The sequence below is a fragment of the Variovorax sp. AC103 genome, from assembly GCF_979254005.1.
Map to the genome: position 1 here is coordinate 246,375 of NZ_CEEDFC010000002.1, position 21,241 is coordinate 267,615.

Sequence of the window (21,241 nt, forward strand, 5' to 3'; positions counted from 1 at the left end):
AAAGAGATAGAGAAGAGGAAGAAGACATGATCGTTTTGAAGGCAAACCAAGACAAAGTCCTCGCCGCGCTGCAGTCGGTGGCGGGCATCGTGGAGCGGCGTCACACCTTGCCTATCCTGGCGAACGTGCTGATTCGCAAGACCGGTGGCCAGCTGCAGCTGACCACCAGCGACCTCGAGATCCAGATCCGCACCACCGCCGAGCTCGGCGGCGACGAAGGCAACTTCACCACCACCATCGGCGCGCGCAAGCTGATCGACATCCTGCGCACCATGCCGGCCGACCAGACCGTGAGCCTCGAATCGAGCGCCAGCAAGCTGGTGCTCAAGGGCGGCAAGAGCCGCTTCACGCTGCAGTCGCTGCCCGCGGAAGACTTTCCGCTGGTGCAGGAAGCGGCCAATTTCGGCCCCGTGTTCAGCGTGCCGCAGAAGACGCTGAAGGACCTGCTCTCGCAAGTGTCCTTCGCCATGGCCGTGCACGACATCCGCTACTACCTCAACGGCATCCTGTTCGTCGCCGAAGGCAAGCAGCTGAGCCTGGTGGCCACCGACGGCCACCGCCTGGCGTTCTCCTCGGCCACGCTCGACGTCGAAGTGCCGCGTCAGGAAGTGATCCTGCCGCGCAAGACCGTGCTCGAAATGCAGCGCCTGCTGTCCGACGCCGAAGGCGCCATCGAGATGCAGTTCGCCAACAACCAGGCCAAGTTCAGCTTCGGCGGCATGGAGTTCGTCACCAAGCTGGTCGAGGGCAAGTTCCCCGACTACAACCGCGTCATCCCGAAGAACCACAAGAACACCGTCACGCTCGGCCGTGCACCTTTGCTGGCCAGCCTGCAGCGCACCGCCATCCTGACCAGCGAGAAGTTCAAGGGCGTGCGCCTGAACATCGAGCCGGGCACCCTGCGCATCGCGTCCAACAACGCCGAGCAGGAAGAAGCGCAGGACGAGCTCGACATCGACTACGGCGGCGACGCCATCGAGATCGGCTTCAACGTCACCTACCTGATCGACGCGCTGTCGAACATGGACCAGGACATGGTCAAGCTGGACCTGGCGGACTCCAACAGTTCCGCGCTGCTGACCATCCCCGAGAACGCATCCTTCAAGTACGTCGTGATGCCGATGCGTATCTAGCAGACAGACCCTACAGCGCCTTGCGCACACGACCCGCGGCCCCCCGCGGGTTTGCGCTTTCAAGAGGCGGCGAATTGAGTTCTTGCGAGCCCGAAAAATCACGTCAATGCCGTGAGAGAGATAGAGGAATACCGAATGAGTGCAGAAGAAAACAAGCCCGAAGTGCCGCACACCGAGCCGGTCTACACGCCTGAAGTCCAGGTGGTGCCGCCCGAGGCCATCGCGGCCGACACCAGCTACGGCGAAGGCTCGATCACGATCCTCGAAGGGCTTGAGGCCGTGCGCAAGCGCCCCGGCATGTACATCGGCGACACCTCCGACGGCACGGGCCTGCACCACCTGGTGTTCGAAGTGGTGGACAACTCCATCGACGAGGCGCTGGCAGGCCATTGCGACGACATCGTCGTGACCATCCACAGCGACAACTCGATCTCCGTCACCGACAACGGCCGCGGCATTCCCACCGGCGTGAAGATGGACGACAAGCACGAGCCCAAGCGCTCGGCGGCTGAAATTGCGCTCACCGAACTGCACGCCGGCGGCAAGTTCAACCAGAACAGCTACAAGGTCTCGGGCGGCCTGCACGGCGTGGGCGTGAGCTGCGTGAACGCGCTGAGCATCAAGCTGCGCCTGATCGTGCGTCGCGAAGGCAAGATCCACGAACTGGAGTTCAGCCGCGGCTTCGTGCAGAACCGCCTGCTCGACCAGGTGAACGGTGTCGAGGTCTCGCCCATGAAGATCATCGGCGACACCGACAAGCGCGGCACCGAGGTGCACTTTCTGCCGGACACCGAGATCTTCAAGGAGAACTCGGACTTCCACTACGAAATTCTCAGCAAGCGCCTGCGCGAACTGAGCTTCCTGAACAACGGCGTGCGCATACGCCTGAAAGACGAGCGCACCGGCAAGGAAGACGACTTCTCGGGCGCCGGCGGCGTGCGCGGCTTCGTGGAGTTCATCAACAAGGGCAAGACCGTCCTGCATCCGAACTCGTTCTACGCGGAAGGCGAAAAGCCGGCCGACACCTACGGCGGCATCCCCGGCACGCACATCGGCGTCGAGGTGGCAATGCAGTGGAACAGCGGCTACAACGAGCAGGTGCTGTGCTTCACCAACAACATCCCGCAGCGTGACGGCGGCACCCACCTCACGGGCCTGCGCGCCGCGATGACCCGGGTCATCAACAAGTACATCGAAGAAAACGAGTTCGCGAAGAAGGCGAAGGTCGAAGTCACCGGCGACGACATGCGCGAAGGCCTGTGCTGCGTGCTGAGCGTGAAGGTGCCCGAGCCCAAGTTCTCGAGCCAGACCAAGGACAAGCTGGTGTCCAGCGAAGTGCGCGCGCCGGTGGAAGACATCGTCGGCCGCCTGCTCAGCGACTACCTGCAGGAACGCCCGGCCGACGCCAAGATCATCTGCGGCAAGATCATCGAGGCCGCCCGCGCCCGCGAAGCGGCCCGCAAGGCCCGTGAAATGACGCGCCGCAAGGGCGTGCTCGACGGCATGGGCCTGCCCGGCAAGCTGGCCGATTGCCAGGAGAAGGATCCCGCGCTCTGCGAGGTCTACCTGGTGGAGGGCGACTCCGCCGGCGGCTCCGCCAAGCAGGGCCGCGACCGGAAGTTCCAGGCCATCCTGCCGCTGCGCGGCAAGATCCTGAACGTGGAAAAGGCGCGCTACGAGAAGCTGCTCACCAGCAACGAAATTCTCGTGATGATCACCGCCCTGGGCACCGGCATCGGCCGCGCCGGCGCCACCAGCGCGGGCAGCGGCGCGGACGACTTCAACGTCGCCAAGCTGCGCTACCACCGCATCATCATCATGACCGACGCCGACGTCGACGGCGCCCACATCCGCACGCTGCTGCTCACCTTCTTCTACCGGCAGATGCCGGAGCTGGTGGAGCGCGGCCACATCTACATCGCGCAGCCGCCGCTCTACAAGGTCAAGGTCGGCAAGGAAGAGCAGTACCTGAAGGACGAAGCCGCCCTCAACGCCTTCCTGATGAAGGTGGCACTGAAGGACGCGCGCATCGAGACCGGCGGCGCCGGTTCCACCACCCTGACCGGCGACACCCTGGCCGAACTGGCGCGCAAGCACCAGCTGGCCGAGGCCGTGATCGCGCGCCTGCGCAACTTCATGGACGCCGAGGCGCTGCGCGCCATCGCCGACGGCGTGGCGCTCGACCTCGACACTACGCCCGCGGCCGAAGCCTCGGCCGCGGCGCTGCAGGTCAAGCTGCGCGAGCTCAACACCACCGGCATCCCGGCCGAGGTGAGCAACGAGTTCGACGCCCGCACCGACAAGCCGCTCCTGCGCATCAGCCGCCGCCACCACGGCAACATCAAGAGCAGCGTGATCACGCAGGACTTCGTGCACGGCGCCGACTACGCGGCGCTGGCCGAAGCGGCCAACACCTTCCGCGGCCTGCTGAGCGAAGAAGGTGCCGTGGTCCGGCGCGGCGAGGGCGAGCGCGCCAAGGAAGAAAAGGTCGGCGACTTCCGTCAGGCCATGAAGTGGCTGATCGGCGAAGCCGAGCGCGCCACCTCGCGCCAGCGCTACAAGGGGCTGGGCGAAATGAATCCCGCGCAGCTGTGGGAAACCACCATGGACCCGACCGTGCGCCGCCTGCTGCGCGTGCAGGTCGACGACGCGATCGAAGCCGACCGCGTGTTCACGATGCTGATGGGCGACGAGGTGGAGCCGCGCCGCGAGTTCATCGAGCAGAACGCGCTGCGCGCGGCGAACATCGACGTTTAGGAAAGAAGCGTCGTCGGTTCTCTGCCCCACCGACGACACGCAACGAACGCCCGGCCCCGCCGGGCGTTTGTCATTGGAGCTTCAAGGTCGAGGCCTGCGCACCGTCGGCGCACGGACCATCGGAATACTCCGCCGTGCCGGAAGACGACACGCACTTGGTCACCGCCATGCGAACCGGCGTGGCCACCACGGGCGACAGTTCGGCGGCGATGGAGGGCGAGGGCACGGCCCGCGCAACGTAGGCCCGAACGGGCGGCGCGGGCGCATACACCGGCATCGCATCGTCGGCGCCGACACTCGCCAGCGGCGGCTGAACGACGGCGGGGGCCACGCTCACCGGCACAGGGACGTGCGCGGCGCGCTCCTTCAGCAAGTCGGTCAGCGCCATGTAGAAGAGGCTCACGGCCACCAAGGCCACGGCCAGGCACGGCGCCCACCAGCGCTGCGAGCCCGCCGCTGGTTGCGGCGGCCCGTTCAGTGCAGCGGCCTGAGGCCGGCCGCTCAGCGCCGCGGCCACGCCAGCCCCCCGCCTTGCAACGCTCCCGCCAGCTTCGCGATGCCGCCGGTACCGCTCGCCGCACGCCCGATCAACGCGCCGCCTGCCGCGCCCACCACGACGCGCATCAGGAACGACCGGCTGCGGCCCGCTGCCAGCAGCAGCAACACGCCCGCGCCCAGCACGGCGAGGTGCTCGCCGGGGTAGTCCGCCCGCTGGGCGTCCACGCGCTTGAACTCGTTGATCGTCGATTCGAGGGTCATGGCCGAAGCTCCTTGTGTCTGTTGCGCCATTCATATCGCGCTGCGCCATGCACCGCTGTAGGCCTGCACCCATGCACGTTTGCGGATTCGGACGCCAGAACGCGTCAAAACGCAGCGAAACCACCCGGATCAGGGTTTCCGTGAGGCTTGTTAACAAAAGTAGCCGGAACGCGCGTCACACGGAGGTCATCAGCTATGAAAACAATAGCATTCAACTCGAATCCGCAGATCGTTCCTCGTAAACGCTATATCTAGCCCGACTCTTGCTAAGCAAAATCCTTGACGGATTTCACGTTACGCAAGATCGAGGACCCCACAGCAATGAACCCTTCGCGTCTCCGCCGGCCACTGGCCGCGCTGGTATTGAGCGGCACAGCAGCATTCCTCGGGGCCGCGGCCTTGGTCGCACCGGCCCATGCGCTCTCGAACCCGCCCATCGAAGTGGCGCAGGGCATCGAGTACATGTGCGGCGGCGCCGCGCGTGACGAAGCTGCCTTCATGGAAATGGTGTCGCCGCGCTGGGCCGCCACCATCGCGCTGGGCGTGAGCGACGGCAAGGGCGCGCAGCAGGGCGGCTTCCCCGCCAAGGCCGCGGTCCAGATCCGCCAGAAATACACCGGCCAGCTGGTGATGGACGTGCAGACCAGGTCGCCGTACATGCTCGCGCGCCTGAACCCGGGCGCCTACGACGTGAACGTGACGCTCGGCGGCCTCACGCTGACGCAGTCGCTGGTGGTGATTGCCGGCGTGCCGGCGCGCGCGTCCTTCGTCTGGCCGTCGAACTTCGACATGGCCTCGGTGGCGCCGCAGCTGCCGCAGACGCTCGCGCAAAGCTCGGCCGCCGCGCGCTGAGCGGTCGAGGCCCACAGGCCGCCGCTAGGTGGCCTGTTTATTTCTCAGCCGCCGCAAGGCGGCCTGTTTTCATTTTCCAGGTCAGCCTTTCCTAAGCCACGCCGCGCACAGTGGCACCGTGGCCGCTCGCCACGTCGACCAGGAAAGGATCCAGACCATGACCCCCCGTTTTCCATCGCGCATGCGGCCCCTGGCGGCCGCGCTGTTCTGCGGCGCCGCTCTGCTCGGCGCGCTGTCGTCGGCCCAAGCGGCGGAGAATCCGCCGATCTACATGTCGCACGGCGTCGAGTACATGAGCGGCGGCATCGGCAGCGATGAAGCCCAGCTGATGGAGACGGTGGCGCCGCGCTGGCCCGCCACCTTCGAATTCGCAGTCAAGGACAGCAAGGGCGCCGACTTCGCGGCCAACGTGCATGTCACTGTGCGCGACAGCCACGGCGTGGCGCTGATCGACAACGTGACCTCGGGCGGTCCGTTCATGGTGGCCCGGCTCGACCCGGGCAGCTACGAGGTGGAAGCGCGCCTGGGCAGCCAGGTGCTCAAGCAGCAGGTGCGCGTGCCGGAAGGCGCGTCGGCCAAGGCGAGCTTCGTCTGGCCCGCGGGCACCGACATGGCCTCGGCCGGCACACGCGCGGTGCAGTAACGCCGCGAAAGGCCGCGCAGGTGAGCGCCGGCACCGCGTGGCGATGGCGTCTTTCACCGGATCATTGCCGGCCACAGCGCCCGCTATCCGGGCCCCTTGCGCTATAGAAAAAATAGCGGCTCCCGCGTATCGCGGCGTCTTGAATGCGCGGCATGCGCCTTGCAGGTGGTGTATCCCGGGCAGTGCCCGAACCCATTGCCCCGATGCCGATCCGTCCCCTGAGCGCGCTCACCGCGCTGCTTCACGTCTACATTGCGCTGCGCCTGCTGCCCGCGCTGGCCGCGCTCACGCCTGCCTGGCCGCTGGTACTGCTTGCGCTGGCGGTGTCCGCAGCCACGATTCCCCTGCCTTTTGTGTCGCGCCGCGCCGGGCGCGAGGGCTCGGCCGGCGCCGTCCTGAAATGGGTCGGCCTGATCAGCATGGGCTGGTTCTCCTCGATGTTCGTGCTGACCCTGGTGCGCGACGCGGGCCTGGGGCTGACTTGGCTGGCCAGTGCCGCGGGCGGCGTGCAGGTGCCGTGGAACAGCCTGAAGCCCTGGAGCGCGCTGGCGGTGCTGGCGGTGGCCACGGCGACGTCGGCCGTCGGCTTTTTCAACGCGCGCCGCACGGCCAGCGTGAAGCGGGTCGACGTGCCGATCAGCGGCCTGCCGCAGGCGCTCGAAGGCTTCACGATCGCGCAGCTCAGCGACATCCACGTGGGCCCGACCATCAGGAGCGCGTACATCCAGCGCATCGTCGATGCGGTCAACCGGCTGGGCGCGGACGCCATCGCGATCACCGGCGACCTGGTCGACGGCAGCGTGCCCGAACTGCGCGAGCACATCGCGCCGCTGGCGGGCCTGCGCGCGCGCCACGGCACCTTCGTGGTCACCGGCAACCACGAGTACTACGCCGGCGCGCACGCCTGGATCGTCGAGCTGCGCCGGCTCGGCCTGAAGGTGCTGCTCAACGAGCACGTGGTGCTGCAGACGCGCAACGTGCGCGGCGCGCAGACCGACGAAGAGCTGTTCGAAAGCGCGCTGGTGCTGGCCGGCGTGACCGACTTCACCGCCGGGCATTTCGATGCCGCGCATGCCAGCGACCCGCACCTTGCGCTGCACGACGCGCCGCCGCTGGTGCACACGCGCGTGCTGCTGGCCCACCAGCCGCGCAGTGCCACGCTGGCCGCCGCGGCGGGCTACCAGCTGCAGCTGTCGGGCCACACGCATGGCGGCCAGTTCTTTCCGTGGAACCTGTTCGTGCCGATGCAGCAGCCTTTCACGGCGGGGCTGCACCGCCTGCACGACATGTGGGTCTATGTGAGCCGGGGCACCGGCTACTGGGGCCCGCCGAAGCGCTTCGGCGCGCCTTCTGAAATCACGCTGCTGACGCTGGTGCCGGCGAAAGCCTGAACGTTTTCTTCAGGCCTCGAGGTCGGCCAACCGGCGCGCGTTGGACGTGGCGGCCGCATGGATCGGCTTGAGCCCTTCGCGCGCGATGCCCGCCGCGATGCCCGGCAACTGGCTCGCGGCACTGACGGAGCCGGCGGCCGACTGCACGAAGGCATCGCCGTTCGCCGCCGCCTGGGCCGGCGTGACGCTGCCGGCCAGCAGGAAGAAGGCGGTGGTGCCCTGCGTCCATTGCTGCAGCGTGCGGCTGGCCAGCGACACCTGGCTGTGATGCCACTGCCGGGCCATCGCCATGCCCGATTCGCTCGCGGCGGCGAGCTTCTCCTGGCCCATGAGCTGGAACTCGGCCAGGTCGGCCGCGCTGGGCGTGAGCCCGGCCTTGGCCATGCGCTCGGTCCGCATGCGGATCACCGAGCCGGAAGACAGCAGCATCTCCTGGGTCTTGAGCGCCAGGTCGAACCACTGCGTGAGCGGGTTGGCCGCAGGAACGGTGAAGGTGAGCGATGACATTGGGGGCAGTGCGTGGGCGCTTGGAGGAGGTCAAGCCACTATAGGCTTCTCACGTCGAGATTGCTGCGGCGCAACAATTCCATGCATTGTTGGCGCAATAGTCCTACTTTTGGATGTGGAAATTACGTGCCGAGCGAATGCCTGACGCGCCAGAAATTGATCATGTCGCTTTCATTCCGCTTCATGCATTCACGAGCCACATCATGAGATCTCGCCGTTCCGCTCCGCTGCGCAACAGTGCGCTGGTTGCCCTGTTCGGCGTGCTGGGCACGGCAGCCAACGCGTACCAGGACAACGCACCTGGCATCTATTTCGACGCAGGCCATGCGGCCCATGGCGAACTGGGCAGCACCAATACAACAACGGCGGGCATGACCTTTCCCTGGTGGCCGGGCCGCACGGCGCAGCAAGGCCCACTGACAGGCTATTGGGACGTGTTCCTGAGCAACTGGCATGCGCCGGCACTCGGCGACGGTCCGCGCAACTATGCACAGATCGGCGCCCTCTACACCTGGCGCTATCGTTTCGGCGAAGGCAGCTCGCCCTGGTTTGCCGAAGGCGGCATCGGCGGCAGCTTGATGGACCACGTCTACCAAACGCCCGACCGCAGCTTCAGCACCGCCTTCCAATTCACCGAGGTGCTGGGCGTGGGGCGCAGCTTCGGCGAGAACGGTGCGCATGAGCTGTCACTGCGGGTGCAGCATTTCTCGAATGCCGGCATCAAGAAACCGAACCCGGGCGAGACCTTCCTGCGGCTGCGCTACACCTATCACTTCTGAAGTGAACTCCGGGGTGCCTCGCGCAGCCGCCTGGCACGTACCTCGGTGAACAAATAGCCCAGCGTGGCCACCACCAGCGGCAGCAGGTAATACAGGCCGCGGTACGCCAGCAGCGCCCCGAGCAACTGCGCCTCTGCCACGGCATGCCCCAGCAGTGCGACGAACACGGCCTCCAGCACGCCGAGCCCCGCGGGCACGTGCGTGACCACGCCGGCCACCGCGGCCACGAGAAGCACCGCGAGCACGTGCACATAACCGACCTGCCCCTGCAGCAGGAACCAGATCACGCCGCCGATCAGCGACCAGTTGGCGCACGACATCGCCAGCTGCAGCAGCGCCATCGGCAGGCCCGGCGTCTTGAACGCATGCCCGCGCACGCGCCACACGCGCCCCTTGGCCACGGCGCACAGCAACAGGTAAGCCAGCGCCACCGCCAGCAGCGCCGCGCCCAGGATGCGCAGCCCCTCGTTGCCGATCTTCCAGCCCGGCGGCAGCGCCAGCGGCCAGAAGCAGAACGCCGCGCCCGCCACCACCAGGTAGCCGAACCAGTTGGTCAGCATGCTGAAGCCCAGCACCCGCGTGATGGTGTCGTTGCCCAGCCCCAGGCGCGAATACAGCCGGTAGCGGAACGCCACGCCGCCCACCAGCGAGCCCAGGTTGAGGTTGAACGCATAGCTGATGAAGGTCACGCCCATCACCGTGCCCGTGCCCAGCCGGTGCCTGGTCACGTACCGGCCCAGCAGGTCGTAGGTGCTGTACAGCGCGAAGCTGCACACCACCAGCGCGCCGGCGGCCAGCAGCGCGCTCGCAGGCAACGCGCGGATCGCACCGAGCACCTCGCCCCAGTCGATGGTGCGCGCCTGCGTCACCAGCAGCCAGGCGATCAGCGCGAAGAAGCCCCACACGGCCACACGGCGGGCCCAGGGCCACCAGGCGGTGCGGGACAGGGCCATGGCGCTCATGTCCGCTCGCTCCTGCCCGGCCTCAGGCGGCTTCCGTCTGCGTGGCGCCGCCGGTCGGGTTGCTCAGGCCGGTGTCGCGCCGGCTGGCCAGGTCGGTGGCCTCGGCCAGCGTCAGGCGCGGCACGTGGCGCGGCAGGCGGCCCAGCAGCGCCGGATACCAGCGCAGGATGTGGAACACGAAGAAGCTGCGCACCAGCCGCCAGCCGCTCCATTCGCTGGCCAGGTCGGCCGCCTCGACCTGCTTGCAGCTGTGGCGCATCAGCTGGTCCATGCGCTCCCACAGCACGCCGTTGAAGGCGGTGTCGCGCACGATGACGTTCGACTCCAGGTTGAGCGACAGGCTCAGCGGGTCGAGGTTGCTCGAGCCCACGGTGCTCCACTTGTCGTCCATCAGCGCGACCTTGCCGTGCAGCGGCCGTTCGCAATACTCGTAGATGCGCACGCCCGCGTGCAGGAGGTGGTGGTACAGCATGCTCGCGGCCGTCTTCACGATGGGCATGTCGGGCTCGCCCTGCAGGATGAGCCGCACGTCCACGCCGCGGCGCGCCGCGCGGCGCAACTCCTTGATGAGCCGGTAGCCTGGGAAGAAGTACGCGTTGGCGATCACGATGCGCTCTTTTGCCGAACGGATGGCCGCGCGGTACTGGTGCTCGATGTCGTTGGTGTGGCGCCGGTTGTCGCGCGTGACGAACATCACGTCGGCGTCGCCGGCATGGTCTTGCCGCACCGGCGGCGCCAGCTTCAGGCGGCGGCGGAACCACCCCGCGCCCCTGCCGCCCAGCGCAATGGCGCGCAGCACGAACTGATGGATCTGCGCGACGATCGGGCCCTCGAGCTCCACCGCGTAGTCCTGCTTGGCCTTGGGGCCGAAGTCCATCAGGTGGTCGGCCGAGTAGTTGATGCCGCCCACGAAGGCGCGCTCGCCGTCGATCACCACGATCTTGCGGTGCATGCGGCGAAACACGTTGAGCCGCTGGCCCATGAAGCGCGAGCCCGGGTCGAACACGCGCACCTTGACGCCCACGGAGGTGAGCCCCTCGATGAACTCGCGCGACAGGTCGGGCGAGCCGAAGCCGTCGATCATCAGGTCGACCTTCACGCCGCGCTGCGCGGCTTCGCGCATGGCGGCGTGCAGCTGCAGGCCGACCTTGTCCTCGAACAGGATGAAGGTCTCGACGATGGCTTCGCGCTTCGCATGGCGAATGGCGTCGAACACGCGAGGGAAGAACTGCTCGCCGTTCTCGAGCAACTCGATGCGGTTGCCACCGATCCAGTGGTTGTTGTTCATGGGAATGCTCGCAAAACCTCGGGAAACTCAAAGGTCGATGTTCGCCACCAGCGGCGCGTGATCCGACAGGTGCGACCACGGCCGGCGCGGCAGCACCACGGGTGCATGCACGCCGGCGTTGCGCACGTAGATGCGGTCGAGCTGCAGCACCGGAAAGCGCGCTGGAAAGGTCTTGGCCGCGCGGCCGTTGGCCTGCACGAACACTTCGCGCAACGCGGCGCCCTTCTCCAGCACCTCGTGCGCGCGGCCGCGCCAGTCGTTGAAGTCGCCGGCCACGATCAGTGGCGCGTCGGGCGGCACCTCGTCGCGCACGATATGGCACAGCAGCTCCAGTTGCTGCTGGCGGTGCGCCTCGGCCAGGCCCAGGTGCGCGCAGATCGCGTGCACGTCGACCGTGCGGCCCGGCAGGCGCAGCACGCAATGCAGCAGGCCGCGCTTCTCCGGCCCGCTCACCGACACGTCGTGGTTGCGGAAATGCACGATCGGGAACTTGGACAGCACCGCGTTGCCATGGTGGCCCTTGGGGTACACCGCGTTGCGCCCGTAGGCGAACTGCGGCCACATGGTGTCGGCCAGGAATTCGTAGTGCGGCGCCTCGGGCCAGTTGCTCACCTTGCGCTCATGGCGCGAATGCGTGCCCAGCACCTCCTGCAGGAACACCACGTCGGCCCCCACCGTGCGCACCGCATCGCGCAACTCCGGCAGGATGAACTTGCGGTTCAGCGCGGTGAAACCCTTGTGGGTGTTCACCGTCATGACCTTCAACGAGGTGGTCACTGGCGCTGCGTCGGCGGATGGAATGGGCGAGGAAGACATCGTTGCATGGGTTGTACGTTGCTGAACGCACCCTGACTGTAGGAACGGGCCACCTTCTCGCGCCCCTTTCAGGCCTGGGGCGCGACCTCCTACAGGCAGGCTTGCCACAGCCCGACACGGCACGGATTTCGGCACTCCTACGGTGATTTCAGGGCCTGGAGAAAGCAGCCCGCGTTTTCATCCATCCAAACCGAGACAAGCCACAAGGCACAAGGAGCACAACCATGAAGTCATCCACTTTTCACGCCACGGTTCTTGCCGCACTGCTGGGCACCGCCAGCATGGCCATGGCGCAGACCACGTCGATCCCCGCCGCTCCCAACCCGTCGGTCGGCGGCGAGGCCAGCACCATGACGCCGGCCGGCGTGGCCAATCCGCCGCAGCGCCCCGACAACTCGATGCCGGCCTCGCGCGAAGCCGTGAAGGCAGAAGCCCGCGTGCAGAACCGCAACAACGCCAACAGCATGGTGCCCAAGGGTGAAGCCAGCACCACCTTGAACCACCAGCCCAATGCCATGCCGCAGCCCACCGGCGAGATGTCGCGCGCCGAAGTGAGCCAGACCGGCCGCAAGGTCAAGCCGCAATTCGGCCAGAAGGGCGAACGCCCGGACGTGGCGACGAACCCGACCGACAAGACCGGCACGCCGAAGTAACCCGGCCAGGCACGCAAGAAAAAGCCCGCAGCGCTTTCGCGCTGCGGGCTTTTTTCACCTGGCGAGGATCAGCCCTTGGCCGGTGCCGCACCGCGCTGGCCGTCAGGGCCGCCGTGCCCGTGATGACCGCGGGGGCCGCCATGACCGCCGAAGTGCGCGGTCTCGGCGTCGAAGGTCTTCTGCTGCTCCGGCGTGAGCCCGGCATAGAAGGTCTTCGTGGCCTCGGCGCGCTTGGCGAACATGGCACTGCGTTCGGCCTGGCGGGCCTGCATGCGTTCCAAGCGCTGCGGCGTGGTCAGCTTGGCGAACTCGGCGCGGTCCATGCGCGGCGGGCGGGCGCCGGCCGGCGGTTGGCTCGCGGCGGTGAAGGTGCTCCATGCGCCTTCCTGGCCGGCGTTCAGCTTGAGCTTTTCCTTCAGGGCGGCGAGACGCTTGGCGCGGTGCTCCTGCATGCGCTCCATGCGCTTGGCGGGGTCCATGCGCTTGTGCTGCGCCTTGGGCGCGGCAGCGTTGTCGGCCTGGGCCACCGCGGCGGCGGGTGCGGCTGCGGAGGGCGCGACCGGCGCTTGAGCGAAGGCGCCCGAAGAGGCGAGGGCGGCCGAACCGAGCAGGCTGGCCCAGACGATGCGTTGGCGAAGAGAGATCATGAGAAGTGCTTCCTTTCGAAGACTGCCGCCGATGGGCAGCAGGTGAGATGAAGTGTGGAAGACCTCTGTATCGCATCCGTTAGCCCGGCGTGAGCTTGCGTAAAGAACGGTGAACACCGCACCGCGGGCCGGACAGGCGTGCGTTCCCTACTTGGGCCGCGGGCGCTTCAGCCCCCGGTCGGGCGGCTGCAGCTTGCCGGCGCGCAACTCGCCCACGGCGCGGGCCACCGCGCGCGCCACGTTGCGCACTTCTTCCTGCATGTCGGTATCGGCGTCCAGCACATCGTGGCTGGTGGCGTAGGGTTCGTAGTAGCCGATGTAGCGGTCCAGCCGCGCCTGCGTGCCCGCGTCGACGAGCCCCATCCAGTCGAGCCAGTCGCAGAGGTTGCGTCGCAGGCTCTCGACGCCGGCCACGTCGCCGTGCACCACCACGCCGTAGGCGCGGCCGTCGAGGTGCTTGGGGTAGCTCCAGCCGGCGCCTTCCAGCTCGAGCGCCTTGGCTTCCTCGGGCTTCTTGCCGTGGGTGCTGCTCGGGTCGGGGTTGCCACCGTCGGCGCACACCAGCCGGTCGATCATCAGCTTCAGCGGGCTCGTGGCCTGGTACCAGTGCGTGGGCGTGAGCAGGATCACGCCGTGCGCGGACACCCAGCGTTCGTAGATCTCGTTCATCCAGTCGCCGGTCTGGCGCAGCGAATGGTTCGGGTAGCAGCTGCATGGCCAGTGGCACAGCGGCATGGCGGTGGAAACACACCCCTTGCAGGGATGGATCTGCCGGCCGTACTCGGAGGTCACCAGGCTCAGGTCGAGCAGGTCGACTTGGAGGCCGCTGCCTTCGAGCACTTCGCGCGCCAGTTCGGCCATGCGCCATGTCTTGGAGATTTCGCCGGGGCAGGTGCCGTCGTTGCGCGGCGAGCCGTTCACCAGCAGCACGCGCGAGCGCGTCTGCGGCAGCCCCCATGCGGCCTGCGCCGCATCGATGCGCGCCTTCGCCTCGAGCCAGTCGACGGACAGGTCGTAGTCGGGATCCGCATAGCCCGGCCCGGCCTTGCGCGTGACCGGTGCCTTGCGGCCTTCCGCATAGGCCTCCCACGCGACCAGCTCGATGCGCTTGAGCGCTTCGGCCTCGGCCTGGAAGGCCGGGTCCTGGAAAGGCTGCATGAAGCGTTCATGGAACTGGGCGCGCTGCAGCGTGTCAGGCGCCTGTCCTTTTCGGATCGTGGGGGGCATTGCTGCAATCTAGGCAGCCGTGCGCCGGGCCGCGTCCGTGCCCCATGCCGTCTTTCGGTAGGCGGCCGACTACATCAGCCCAGCTTGCCGTTCTGGAAGTCGTGCATCGCCTGCTTGATCTCCTGCTGCGTGTTCATCACGAAGGGGCCGTATTGCGCGATGGGCTCGTGCAGCGGCCTGCCCGCGATGAGCAGCGCGCGCGCCGGGCTGTGGTTGGTGGCGCCCGCGCGCAGCACCACGCCGTCGCTGGCCGCGTCGTTGGCGAGGATGGCCATGCGGCGCGTCGGAATCTCGCTGCCCGCGATCCACAGCGATTCGCGGAACACGTAGACCAGCACGTTGTGCTCGGGCGGCAGCGGCTGCGCGAACTCGGCGCCCGGGGGCAGCGTGACGTCGAGGTACAGCGGCTCGGTGTGCTCGCGCCGCACCGCGCCCTCGATGCCGTGGCTCGTGCCGGCGATCACGCGCACATGCACCCCGGCGGCGGTGGTGAACTCGGGAATCTCCTGGCTCTGGATGTCGCGGTACCAGGGCTCGCGCATCTTGTCCTTGGCGGGCAGGTTGAGCCACAGCTGGAAGCCTTCCATCAGGCCTTCTTCCTGCTCGGGCAGCTCGCTGTGCACGAGGCCGCGGCCCGCGGTCATCCATTGCACGCCGCCGTTCTCCAGCAAGCCCTCGTGCCCCGCGCTGTCGCGGTGGCGCATGCGGCCCGCGATCATGTAGGTGACGGTTTCGAAGCCGCGGTGCGGGTGGTTGGGAAAGCCGCCGATGTAGTCGCCCGGGTTGTCGCTGCCGAAGGCGTCGAGCATCAGGTACGGGTCGAGGCGCTTCTGCAGCGGCTGCTGCAGCACGCGGGTGAGCTTGACGCCGTCGCCGTCGCTGGTGGAAACACCGGCCACGATGTGGTCGATGCCGCGCGGCACGGCGACGGGATCGGTGGGGTGGTTGGCGTGGTGGTTGGCGTTCGTCATGCGGCCATGGTGGCACTAACCCGCGCCCGGCGCCACCCGTGCACGTCGGCGTGGTCTTCTTACTTCGTCCAGTAGCTGTACTGCCAGCGCGTCTCGAAGCCGGCACGCCGGTACAGCGCCAGCGCGGCAGGGTTCGCCGCGTCGACCTGCAGGAACACCCGCTCGAACCCCTGCGCCAGCGCCGCCTGCGCCAGCCCGGCCAGCACGCGGCCCGCCAGGCCGCGTCCGCGCTGCGCCTTGTCGGTTCGCATGCCGTGCACGCTGGCCCAGCCGTGGCCGAACGCCATGGCGCCGGCCGCCACCGTGCGGCCGCCTTCGCGCACGCTGGCGTACAGCGTGCCCTTGGCGCGCGACAACATGCGCACGCGGTGCGCGCCGTCCACCGGGTCGAAGCCCTCGCCCAGGAACAAGGCAGCCCACGCGTCGTCGGGGGCGCTGTCGACGTCGGCCGGCGCCACGCCGGGCGCGGCCACCTGCCGCATGCGCTGCGCCGAGCCGACCTGCACGCAGGTCGGGGCGTCCGCCTGGTACTGGCGGCGTTCCAGCTCGGCGCGCAGCCCTTCGAAGCAGGGCGCGTCGGCCAGCCGCAGCGCGGTCGCGGCCTGGCGGCTGGCGTAGCGGTGCTCGATGCGGTCGAGCGTGGCGGCATCGACCGCGCCGCGGTGCAGCGGCACGGCCGACCTGGCGCGCTTCACGGTGCCGTCGGCGAAGGGCAGCAGCCAGCCGTCGAGCTCCTCGGTGAGGTCGGGCGAAACGGCCGCGACGGTGGCGCGCTCGATGGCTTCGATGTCGGAGACGTTCAGGGTCATGGGATTCATGGGGTGGCCTCGGGCGCCGTGAACTTCGCCGCGGCCACGCCCTTGAGCAGCGCCTCGCGCTGGTTCCGGCTGATGCCGCGGATGCCCTCGGCCACCCACTTGATGCGCTCGGCGTCGACGTGGCCGTCGCGCCGCCATTGTTCGAGCACGGCCTGCGGCTTGTGCAGCATGGCCGCGAGCCACACGGCCTGCGCCGGCTCCAGCGTGCGTGCGCTGCGCTTGAAGTAGCGGCGCGCCGCGGCCTCGGCGCCGCAGAGGTTGCCGCCCCACGGCGCGTTGTCCAGGTACAGCTGCAGGATGCGGGCCTTGCCCAGCGTCTGCTCCATTTCCACCGCGTAGAGCAGCTCGCGCAGCTTGCGCTCGGCGGTGCGGTCGCTGCCCGTCACCAGCAGCTTGGCCAGCTGCTGCGTGAGCGTGCTGCCGCCGCGGCGGATCTGCCCGGGCTTCTGGTTGTTGTCGATCGACGCGAGGATCTCGGTCAGGTCGTAGCCGGTGTGGGTGAAGAAGCGCTGGTCTTCCGCCGCGATGACCGCGCGCGCCAGCCAGCTGTCGTTGCCGAGCTTGGCCGACGGGCCGCAGCTGGTGCGCGCGTTCAGCATGGCCTCGGTGCCCAGCCCCTCGACCGTGAACTGGCTGATGGCCGGCTGCACTGCGAAGGTGGCCTCGGGCAGCGCGAGCTGGCCACGCAGCGCCAGCGTGCCGCCGATGCGCGCACGCTGCAGCTCGGGCAGCGTGGGCACCAGCACCGCGTACCAGCGGGCGATGGGCGCGTCCTGCACGCTGGCGTTGAGATGCAGGGTCTTGGGTGCGAGCCTGCCGTCCCACTGGCCCTGCAGCGGCGTGGTGTCGGTGCTCAGCGGCATGGCTTCGAAGGTGCCGGCGAGCATGTTGCCGTCGCGCTTGACGGTGGCGACAAGGCGCTCGACCTTGATCGGCTCGGTGCCCAGCGCCGACACCTCGGCGCTGCAGGGCACGCACTGCATTTCGAGCAGCTCGCCGGCCGGCTTCCAGGCGAAGCGCACGGTGCCGAAGCGGGTGTCGAGCGAACGCCCGTTCAGGTACGGCGCGAACCAGGGCGAGGTGGCCACCCGCACCGCGGTCGGCACGCCGATCTCGAAGTTCAGCGGCCCGGCCTTCACCGTGGTGCTCCACTCGCCGGCGGCGGGCGCGAGCGCGAGCTTGACTATCAAAAAGATAGCTACACACGCAGTAATGACAAGGGCCAGCAGGCCATAAAGCACAAATCGCAGGGTCTTCTTCACAGGCTCGTTCACAGGCTCGTTTGTCAGATCGGTCTCGCCACGGTGACAGCTTGCCACGGGCCATGCGACTGGCCGCTGGCCGCCGCCCAGTACCAGGCTGAAGTGTCAGTGAAAGCCGTGCCCCGGGCATCCACGATCCGCTCGCAGACGCGGATTTTTTGCGCGCCGTGCCGTTGCGCAACAAAACAGCGCCACAGGCGTTCCTGCGCATCGCGCTCCAGCCGCGCCTGCTCGATGCGGTAGCCCAGCGCGCGGTAGCAGTCCACCGCGGGGTGCAGCATGCGCGTGGGCTGCGTCACCGCGCGCATCACCAGCGTCTGCGTGCCGTCGGTCATGCGGCCGATCGCGCCGGGAAAGTTGTCGGCAAAGCGCTGCTCGACCTCGCTCAGCGCCAGCGGGCGCAACGTCGCACCGTCCCATTCGCGGGGCCATTCGTGCGACGTGGCCGCGACCACCGGCTCGGCCGGCGCGCGCACCGCCGCGGTGAGCGACCAACCCATGCACAGCACCATCGCCAGCGCGAAGGCCGACTTGTGGCCGATGCGGTTGATGAAATGGTTGGCGAACCAGCGCTCAAAGAACGGTGTCGACACGGCGGCCTCCCTGGGTGGTGATCAGGCCCGGAATGGGTTGTCCGGGATGTTCGGAAAGTTCAGGCGCGGGACGCACCGGCACCATCAGCCGGGCGATGGCGCCGCACACCACGGCCAGCACCAGCAGGCCCAGTGCGTTGTGCGCCCAGGGCGCCAGCGGATGGCCCGCGCCTTCGAAGGCGATCAGCACGCTGTTGCGAACGATGTTCCCGCCCAGCACGAAGAGGCCGACCATCGGCAGGCGGCGCACGAAGCCGCAGTCGCTGCGGCCGGCCCACAGCGCGACCGCGCAGGCCGTGAAGTAGCCGAGCCAGACCATCTGCACGCCGGAGCAGGGCGCATCGACGATCACCAGGCGGCCGTCGATCGTCAGGGTCGCGCCTTCGCGCGCCACCTCGAAGCCCGGCGCCAGCAGCCAGCGGCTGACCTCGGCGGTGACCACGCGCAGCGGGTAGCCGGCATAGAACTGCAGCGACGACAGCAGCGGCAGCGCCAGCACCGACAGGCCGGCCACCGGCAGCGCCGCCACGCGCCGCGGCAGGAACGCGAGCAGGCCGCAGGCCAGCGCCAGCACGGCGATCAGGCCCGCCGCCAGCGGCGGCAGCGCAGGGACCAGGCCGAGCCCGGTGCGCAGCAGCGTCGCCAGCACGGTGCCCGCGCCCGCCAGCGCGAGCCAGCCCAGGCGCGGCGAAGCGCGCAGTTCGCGCCGGCGATGCCAGGCCAGCGCGGCGAGTGCGACCAGCGCCAGCAGGCCCATCGGATCGTCGGAGCCGTCGCGCATGCGCTGGACCATCCAGGCCCAGGTGGGCACCAGCGCGGCGAACTGCAGCGCGAGCCAGCCGGCGGCCGGCGTGCGGTCGATGTGGATGCCCCAGTCCACGATGCGCGGGTGGCGGTGGGCGAGCGTTGCCAAGGACATGGGTCTTCTCTCTCTCTCTTTTCTGTTCAGGACGTGAAGCGGCGCGCGTCGTTGCGGCGTGCGCGGCGGCGCAGCATGGCCAGCATCGACAGCACCACGGCAATGGCGCCCAGCGATTCGGGCTCGGGCGTGCTCGGCACTTCGGCACCGAGCGCCAACTCGCTCACGCCTTGCGGCAGGGGCAGCGGCTGGTTCACCGACGCGCTGTCCTGCGGCGCCAGGTTGCGCACCACCTTGTCGACCGCGATGAAGCTCGTGTACTGCGTGAGCAGGCTGTACTTCAGGCCCAGCTCGGTGATGCGCTCCTTGAAGGCCGCGCTGCCTTCGAGCGTTTCCTGGTCGCTCAGGCTCTGGATGCGGTGGCGCGCCCACAGCGTGCGCAGCGCCGCGGTGTCCAGGCGGGTGCGGTCGTCGATGCGCACTTCCTGGCGGTACGGGCCGCTGGCGCTCTGGCCTTCGATGATCACGCGGCCCTTGGGCTGGCCACGCCACTTGCCGAACACGATCACCGGGCGTTCGCCGAGCACGTCGGGCAGGGCCTGCGGCTCCACGTCGTACACGTCGAGGCCGCCGAAGGTCGCCTTCACATTCGTGAGCACCGGCGACTCCACCATGCGGCGAAAGCGCGCGGCCTGCTCGGGCGCCTGCACCGGGTCGGTGATGATGAAGGGCTCGCCCATGCCGGCGCGCGCAATGCCTTCCATCAGGCTGCGGTTCACCGAAGCGCCGATGCCGAAGGCGAACACATTGGCCTTCGACAGGTTGTTGCGCACCAGCTCGAAGGCTTCGCGCTCCACCGTCACGTAGCCGTCGGTCACCACGACCACGGTGCGCGACACCTTGTCTTCCTTCGGCTCCGCGTACACGCGCTTCAGCGCCGGAATCAGCTCGGTGCTGCCGCTGCCGCTGTAGTTCTGGATGGTCGACAGCGCCTGCTGGATGTTGGCGCGCGTGGCCGGCACCGACCTGGGCGACAGCATCTTGTTGCTGCCCGAGAACAGCAGCACGTTGAAGGTATCGCTGGGGCGCAGCCCGCCGATCAGGCGTTCGAGCACCGTCTTGGCTGTGTCCAGCGGAAAGCCGTGCATCGAGCCCGAGATGTCGACCACGAAGATGTAGTCGCGCGGCGAAATGGCACTGGCGGCCACGGCCTTGGGCGGCTCGACCATCGCGAGGAAGAAGTTCTCCGCGTTCTCACCTTGGCCCTTGTAGAGCATCAGGCCCGACTCGATCTTCTCGCCCGCCAGGCGGTAGTCGAGCACGAAGTCGCGGTTGTCCGCGGGGCGGCCGTCGGCCGTGAGCGCAATGTCGGCGTGCTGGTCTTCGTCGCTCTTCTTCACGTCGATGGTGTGCGTGGCGGAGCGAATTTCCTTCAGGCCCATCGGCGTGTCGATGCTGGCCTTCAACTTGAAGCTGGCGGTGGGCGTCGTGCCCGAGGCCGGTGCAGGCAGCGTCGGTTGCGCGACCCACTTCGCCTGCGCGTTCTCCGACTGCGGGCTGTTGTAGCGCGGACCGACCACGGTCGGGAACACGAACTGGTAGTTGCCCGACTGCGGCACCAGCAGCTCGGTGTAGCGCAGCTCCACCTTCACGTCGTCGCCGGGCAGGATGTTGGCGACGTTCATCTGGAACACGTTGGGCAGGTGCTGCTCGAGCAGGGCTGCGGTCTTGCCCTCCTTCTTCGCGGTGTCGTACTCGATCTGCGCCTGCTGCTTCTCGCGGATCTGCGCGGTGATGAGGCGGTCGGCCAGGCGCACGTTCAGGCCGCTCACCGCGGCCTTGGTCGAACCGGGGAACACGTACTTCGCCTCGATGGCGCGCCGGCCTTCGTTGCGGTAGGTCTGCGTGACCGTCACGTCGGCGATCACGCCCGAGATCTTCACCGAGACCTCGGTGCCTTTCAGCGGCAGGCGGTCGACCGCGGGGTCGTCGCTCTTCACGAAGAAGTAGGGGCTCTCGGTCTTCAGGCGCGCGCCGGCCGGCGCTTCCTGCGCGTGGGCCGGGCGCACGCCCATGGCGATGAAGCCCGCGGTCGCCAGGCTCACGGTGGCGAGCCAGAGCCAGCGGCCGGGGCGTGGGGTGGTGTGGGCATCCATGGCGGGGGTCCTTGTCCGTGCGAACTTGCACAGCGGCAACTGTCGCCAGCCCAGGAGAAGGCAGTAGGAAGACGCCTTGAAGTCGAAACCCTTGAATTCGCCGCTGTGTGAAGCCTGTGTGAAGCCGTGCGGCGCGGGCGCTTCACACGGCCTTCGGATCGCGCGGCG

General features: G+C 68.3%; 21 protein-coding genes. 7 read left to right on the top strand and 14 right to left on the bottom strand.

Features of this window, described 5'->3' with window-relative positions:
• Window positions 1-26 precede the first annotated feature (26 nt).
• Both dnaN and gyrB read left to right on the top strand, forming a co-directional pair.
• The gene (gene dnaN, locus AC0IYU_RS03800) at window positions 27-1,133 is read left to right on the top strand and encodes a DNA polymerase III subunit beta (protein ID WP_093054972.1); all 1,107 of its coding nucleotides are present in this window, start codon (window positions 27-29) and stop codon (window positions 1,131-1,133) included.
• A gap of 135 nt (window positions 1,134-1,268) precedes the next feature.
• Window positions 1,269-3,890: a DNA topoisomerase (ATP-hydrolyzing) subunit B gene (gene gyrB, locus AC0IYU_RS03805; RefSeq protein WP_472113217.1), complete on the top strand. Its 2,622-nt coding sequence runs from the start codon at window positions 1,269-1,271 to the stop codon at window positions 3,888-3,890.
• 70 nt (window positions 3,891-3,960) lie between these two features.
• Here gyrB and AC0IYU_RS03810 read toward each other — a convergent pair whose 3' ends face one another.
• A complete protein-coding gene (locus AC0IYU_RS03810) occupies window positions 3,961-4,407 on the bottom strand; it encodes a hypothetical protein (RefSeq protein WP_472113220.1) in 447 nt (148 codons plus the stop codon).
• A complete protein-coding gene (locus AC0IYU_RS03815; protein ID WP_435439811.1) occupies window positions 4,392-4,649 on the bottom strand; it encodes a hypothetical protein in 258 nt (85 codons plus the stop codon). Before AC0IYU_RS03815 ends, AC0IYU_RS03810 begins: the two co-directional genes overlap by 16 nt.
• Before the next feature lie 321 nt (window positions 4,650-4,970).
• On the opposite strand from AC0IYU_RS03815, the gene AC0IYU_RS03820 reads away from it, so the two are divergent.
• The 3 genes from AC0IYU_RS03820 (at window position 4,971) to AC0IYU_RS03830 (ending at window position 7,535) form a co-directional block, all read left to right on the top strand.
• Complete coding sequence (locus AC0IYU_RS03820; protein WP_472113223.1) at window positions 4,971-5,501, top strand: hypothetical protein; 531 nt, start codon at window positions 4,971-4,973, stop codon at window positions 5,499-5,501.
• A gap of 157 nt (window positions 5,502-5,658) precedes the next feature.
• Entirely contained in the window at window positions 5,659-6,144 is a 486-nt protein-coding gene (locus tag AC0IYU_RS03825) for a hypothetical protein (RefSeq protein ID WP_472113225.1), read from the top strand.
• A gap of 143 nt (window positions 6,145-6,287) precedes the next feature.
• On the top strand, window positions 6,288-7,535 hold the full coding sequence (locus AC0IYU_RS03830) for a metallophosphoesterase (RefSeq protein ID WP_472113227.1): 1,248 nt from the start codon (window positions 6,288-6,290) through the stop codon (window positions 7,533-7,535).
• A 9-nt stretch (window positions 7,536-7,544) separates the two neighbouring features.
• Here AC0IYU_RS03830 and AC0IYU_RS03835 read toward each other — a convergent pair whose 3' ends face one another.
• A complete protein-coding gene (locus AC0IYU_RS03835; RefSeq protein ID WP_472113231.1) occupies window positions 7,545-8,042 on the bottom strand; it encodes a polyhydroxyalkanoate granule-associated phasin in 498 nt (165 codons plus the stop codon).
• Between the two features lie 203 nt (window positions 8,043-8,245).
• Between AC0IYU_RS03835 and AC0IYU_RS03840 the strand changes: the two genes are divergently transcribed.
• A complete protein-coding gene (locus tag AC0IYU_RS03840; RefSeq protein ID WP_472113234.1) occupies window positions 8,246-8,821 on the top strand; it encodes an acyloxyacyl hydrolase in 576 nt (191 codons plus the stop codon).
• Here the strand turns inward: AC0IYU_RS03840 and AC0IYU_RS03845 are convergent.
• From AC0IYU_RS03845 to AC0IYU_RS03855, 3 genes are read right to left on the bottom strand one after another with little or no spacing between them, the layout of a single operon-like run.
• The gene (locus tag AC0IYU_RS03845; protein ID WP_472113237.1) at window positions 8,812-9,783 is read right to left on the bottom strand and encodes a lysylphosphatidylglycerol synthase domain-containing protein; all 972 of its coding nucleotides are present in this window, start codon (window positions 9,781-9,783) and stop codon (window positions 8,812-8,814) included. The two genes, AC0IYU_RS03840 and AC0IYU_RS03845, sit on opposite strands and share 10 nt — an antisense overlap.
• A gap of 22 nt (window positions 9,784-9,805) precedes the next feature.
• Window positions 9,806-11,071, bottom strand: a complete 1,266-nt coding sequence (clsB, locus tag AC0IYU_RS03850) for a cardiolipin synthase ClsB (protein ID WP_472113240.1) — start codon at window positions 11,069-11,071, stop codon at window positions 9,806-9,808.
• A 27-nt stretch (window positions 11,072-11,098) separates the two neighbouring features.
• Window positions 11,099-11,887, bottom strand: a complete 789-nt coding sequence (locus AC0IYU_RS03855; RefSeq protein WP_435439818.1) for an endonuclease/exonuclease/phosphatase family protein — start codon at window positions 11,885-11,887, stop codon at window positions 11,099-11,101.
• 224 nt (window positions 11,888-12,111) lie between these two features.
• On the opposite strand from AC0IYU_RS03855, the gene AC0IYU_RS03860 reads away from it, so the two are divergent.
• Entirely contained in the window at window positions 12,112-12,540 is a 429-nt protein-coding gene (locus AC0IYU_RS03860) for a serine/threonine protein kinase (protein WP_472113242.1), read from the top strand.
• Window positions 12,541-12,608: 68 nt separating this feature from the next.
• Here AC0IYU_RS03860 and AC0IYU_RS03865 read toward each other — a convergent pair whose 3' ends face one another.
• From AC0IYU_RS03865 to AC0IYU_RS03900, 8 genes are all read right to left on the bottom strand, one after another.
• Window positions 12,609-13,187 (bottom strand): Spy/CpxP family protein refolding chaperone, encoded by a 579-nt coding sequence (locus AC0IYU_RS03865; RefSeq protein ID WP_472113244.1) that lies wholly within the window; start codon window positions 13,185-13,187, stop codon window positions 12,609-12,611.
• A gap of 147 nt (window positions 13,188-13,334) precedes the next feature.
• Window positions 13,335-14,414 (bottom strand): flavodoxin family protein, encoded by a 1,080-nt coding sequence (locus AC0IYU_RS03870; protein ID WP_472113247.1) that lies wholly within the window; start codon window positions 14,412-14,414, stop codon window positions 13,335-13,337.
• A gap of 74 nt (window positions 14,415-14,488) precedes the next feature.
• Window positions 14,489-15,385: a pirin family protein gene (locus tag AC0IYU_RS03875; RefSeq protein ID WP_472113249.1), complete on the bottom strand. Its 897-nt coding sequence runs from the start codon at window positions 15,383-15,385 to the stop codon at window positions 14,489-14,491.
• A 59-nt stretch (window positions 15,386-15,444) separates the two neighbouring features.
• On the bottom strand, window positions 15,445-16,203 hold the full coding sequence (locus AC0IYU_RS03880; RefSeq protein WP_472113251.1) for a GNAT family N-acetyltransferase: 759 nt from the start codon (window positions 16,201-16,203) through the stop codon (window positions 15,445-15,447).
• Window positions 16,200-17,393: a biosynthetic peptidoglycan transglycosylase gene (locus AC0IYU_RS03885; RefSeq protein ID WP_472113253.1), complete on the bottom strand. Its 1,194-nt coding sequence runs from the start codon at window positions 17,391-17,393 to the stop codon at window positions 16,200-16,202. The genes AC0IYU_RS03880 and AC0IYU_RS03885 overlap by 4 nt, the downstream gene beginning before the upstream one ends.
• Before the next feature lie 95 nt (window positions 17,394-17,488).
• Window positions 17,489-18,058, bottom strand: a complete 570-nt coding sequence (locus AC0IYU_RS03890; RefSeq protein WP_472113254.1) for a hypothetical protein — start codon at window positions 18,056-18,058, stop codon at window positions 17,489-17,491.
• On the bottom strand, window positions 18,039-18,977 hold the full coding sequence (gene xrtQ, locus AC0IYU_RS03895) for an exosortase Q (protein WP_472113256.1): 939 nt from the start codon (window positions 18,975-18,977) through the stop codon (window positions 18,039-18,041). Before xrtQ ends, AC0IYU_RS03890 begins: the two co-directional genes overlap by 20 nt.
• Window positions 18,978-19,003: 26 nt before the next feature.
• Entirely contained in the window at window positions 19,004-21,073 is a 2,070-nt protein-coding gene (locus AC0IYU_RS03900; RefSeq protein ID WP_472113258.1) for a VIT and vWA domain-containing protein, read from the bottom strand.
• Between the last annotated feature and the right edge of the window lie 168 nt (window positions 21,074-21,241).

What these genes read in the sequence shown, in the direction of transcription:
- dnaN (WP_093054972.1), top strand. Translation starts at nt 27, where the DNA reads ATGATCGTTTTGAAGGCAAACCAAGACAAAGTCCTCGCCGCGCTGCAG.
- gyrB (WP_472113217.1), top strand. Translation starts at nt 1,269, where the DNA reads ATGAGTGCAGAAGAAAACAAGCCCGAAGTGCCGCACACCGAGCCGGTC.
- AC0IYU_RS03815 (WP_435439811.1), bottom strand. Translation starts at nt 4,649, where the DNA reads ATGACCCTCGAATCGACGATCAACGAGTTCAAGCGCGTGGACGCCCAG.
- AC0IYU_RS03820 (WP_472113223.1), top strand. Translation starts at nt 4,971, where the DNA reads ATGAACCCTTCGCGTCTCCGCCGGCCACTGGCCGCGCTGGTATTGAGC.
- AC0IYU_RS03825 (WP_472113225.1), top strand. Translation starts at nt 5,659, where the DNA reads ATGACCCCCCGTTTTCCATCGCGCATGCGGCCCCTGGCGGCCGCGCTG.
- AC0IYU_RS03830 (WP_472113227.1), top strand. Translation starts at nt 6,288, where the DNA reads ATGCGCGGCATGCGCCTTGCAGGTGGTGTATCCCGGGCAGTGCCCGAA.
- AC0IYU_RS03835 (WP_472113231.1), bottom strand. Translation starts at nt 8,042, where the DNA reads ATGTCATCGCTCACCTTCACCGTTCCTGCGGCCAACCCGCTCACGCAG.
- AC0IYU_RS03840 (WP_472113234.1), top strand. Translation starts at nt 8,246, where the DNA reads ATGAGATCTCGCCGTTCCGCTCCGCTGCGCAACAGTGCGCTGGTTGCC.
- AC0IYU_RS03845 (WP_472113237.1), bottom strand. Translation starts at nt 9,783, where the DNA reads ATGAGCGCCATGGCCCTGTCCCGCACCGCCTGGTGGCCCTGGGCCCGC.
- clsB (WP_472113240.1), bottom strand. Translation starts at nt 11,071, where the DNA reads ATGAACAACAACCACTGGATCGGTGGCAACCGCATCGAGTTGCTCGAG.
- AC0IYU_RS03855 (WP_435439818.1), bottom strand. Translation starts at nt 11,887, where the DNA reads ATGTCTTCCTCGCCCATTCCATCCGCCGACGCAGCGCCAGTGACCACC.
- AC0IYU_RS03860 (WP_472113242.1), top strand. Translation starts at nt 12,112, where the DNA reads ATGAAGTCATCCACTTTTCACGCCACGGTTCTTGCCGCACTGCTGGGC.
- AC0IYU_RS03865 (WP_472113244.1), bottom strand. Translation starts at nt 13,187, where the DNA reads ATGATCTCTCTTCGCCAACGCATCGTCTGGGCCAGCCTGCTCGGTTCG.
- AC0IYU_RS03870 (WP_472113247.1), bottom strand. Translation starts at nt 14,414, where the DNA reads ATGCCCCCCACGATCCGAAAAGGACAGGCGCCTGACACGCTGCAGCGC.
- AC0IYU_RS03875 (WP_472113249.1), bottom strand. Translation starts at nt 15,385, where the DNA reads ATGACGAACGCCAACCACCACGCCAACCACCCCACCGATCCCGTCGCC.
- AC0IYU_RS03880 (WP_472113251.1), bottom strand. Translation starts at nt 16,203, where the DNA reads ATGAATCCCATGACCCTGAACGTCTCCGACATCGAAGCCATCGAGCGC.
- xrtQ (WP_472113256.1), bottom strand. Translation starts at nt 18,977, where the DNA reads ATGTCCTTGGCAACGCTCGCCCACCGCCACCCGCGCATCGTGGACTGG.
- AC0IYU_RS03900 (WP_472113258.1), bottom strand. Translation starts at nt 21,073, where the DNA reads ATGGATGCCCACACCACCCCACGCCCCGGCCGCTGGCTCTGGCTCGCC.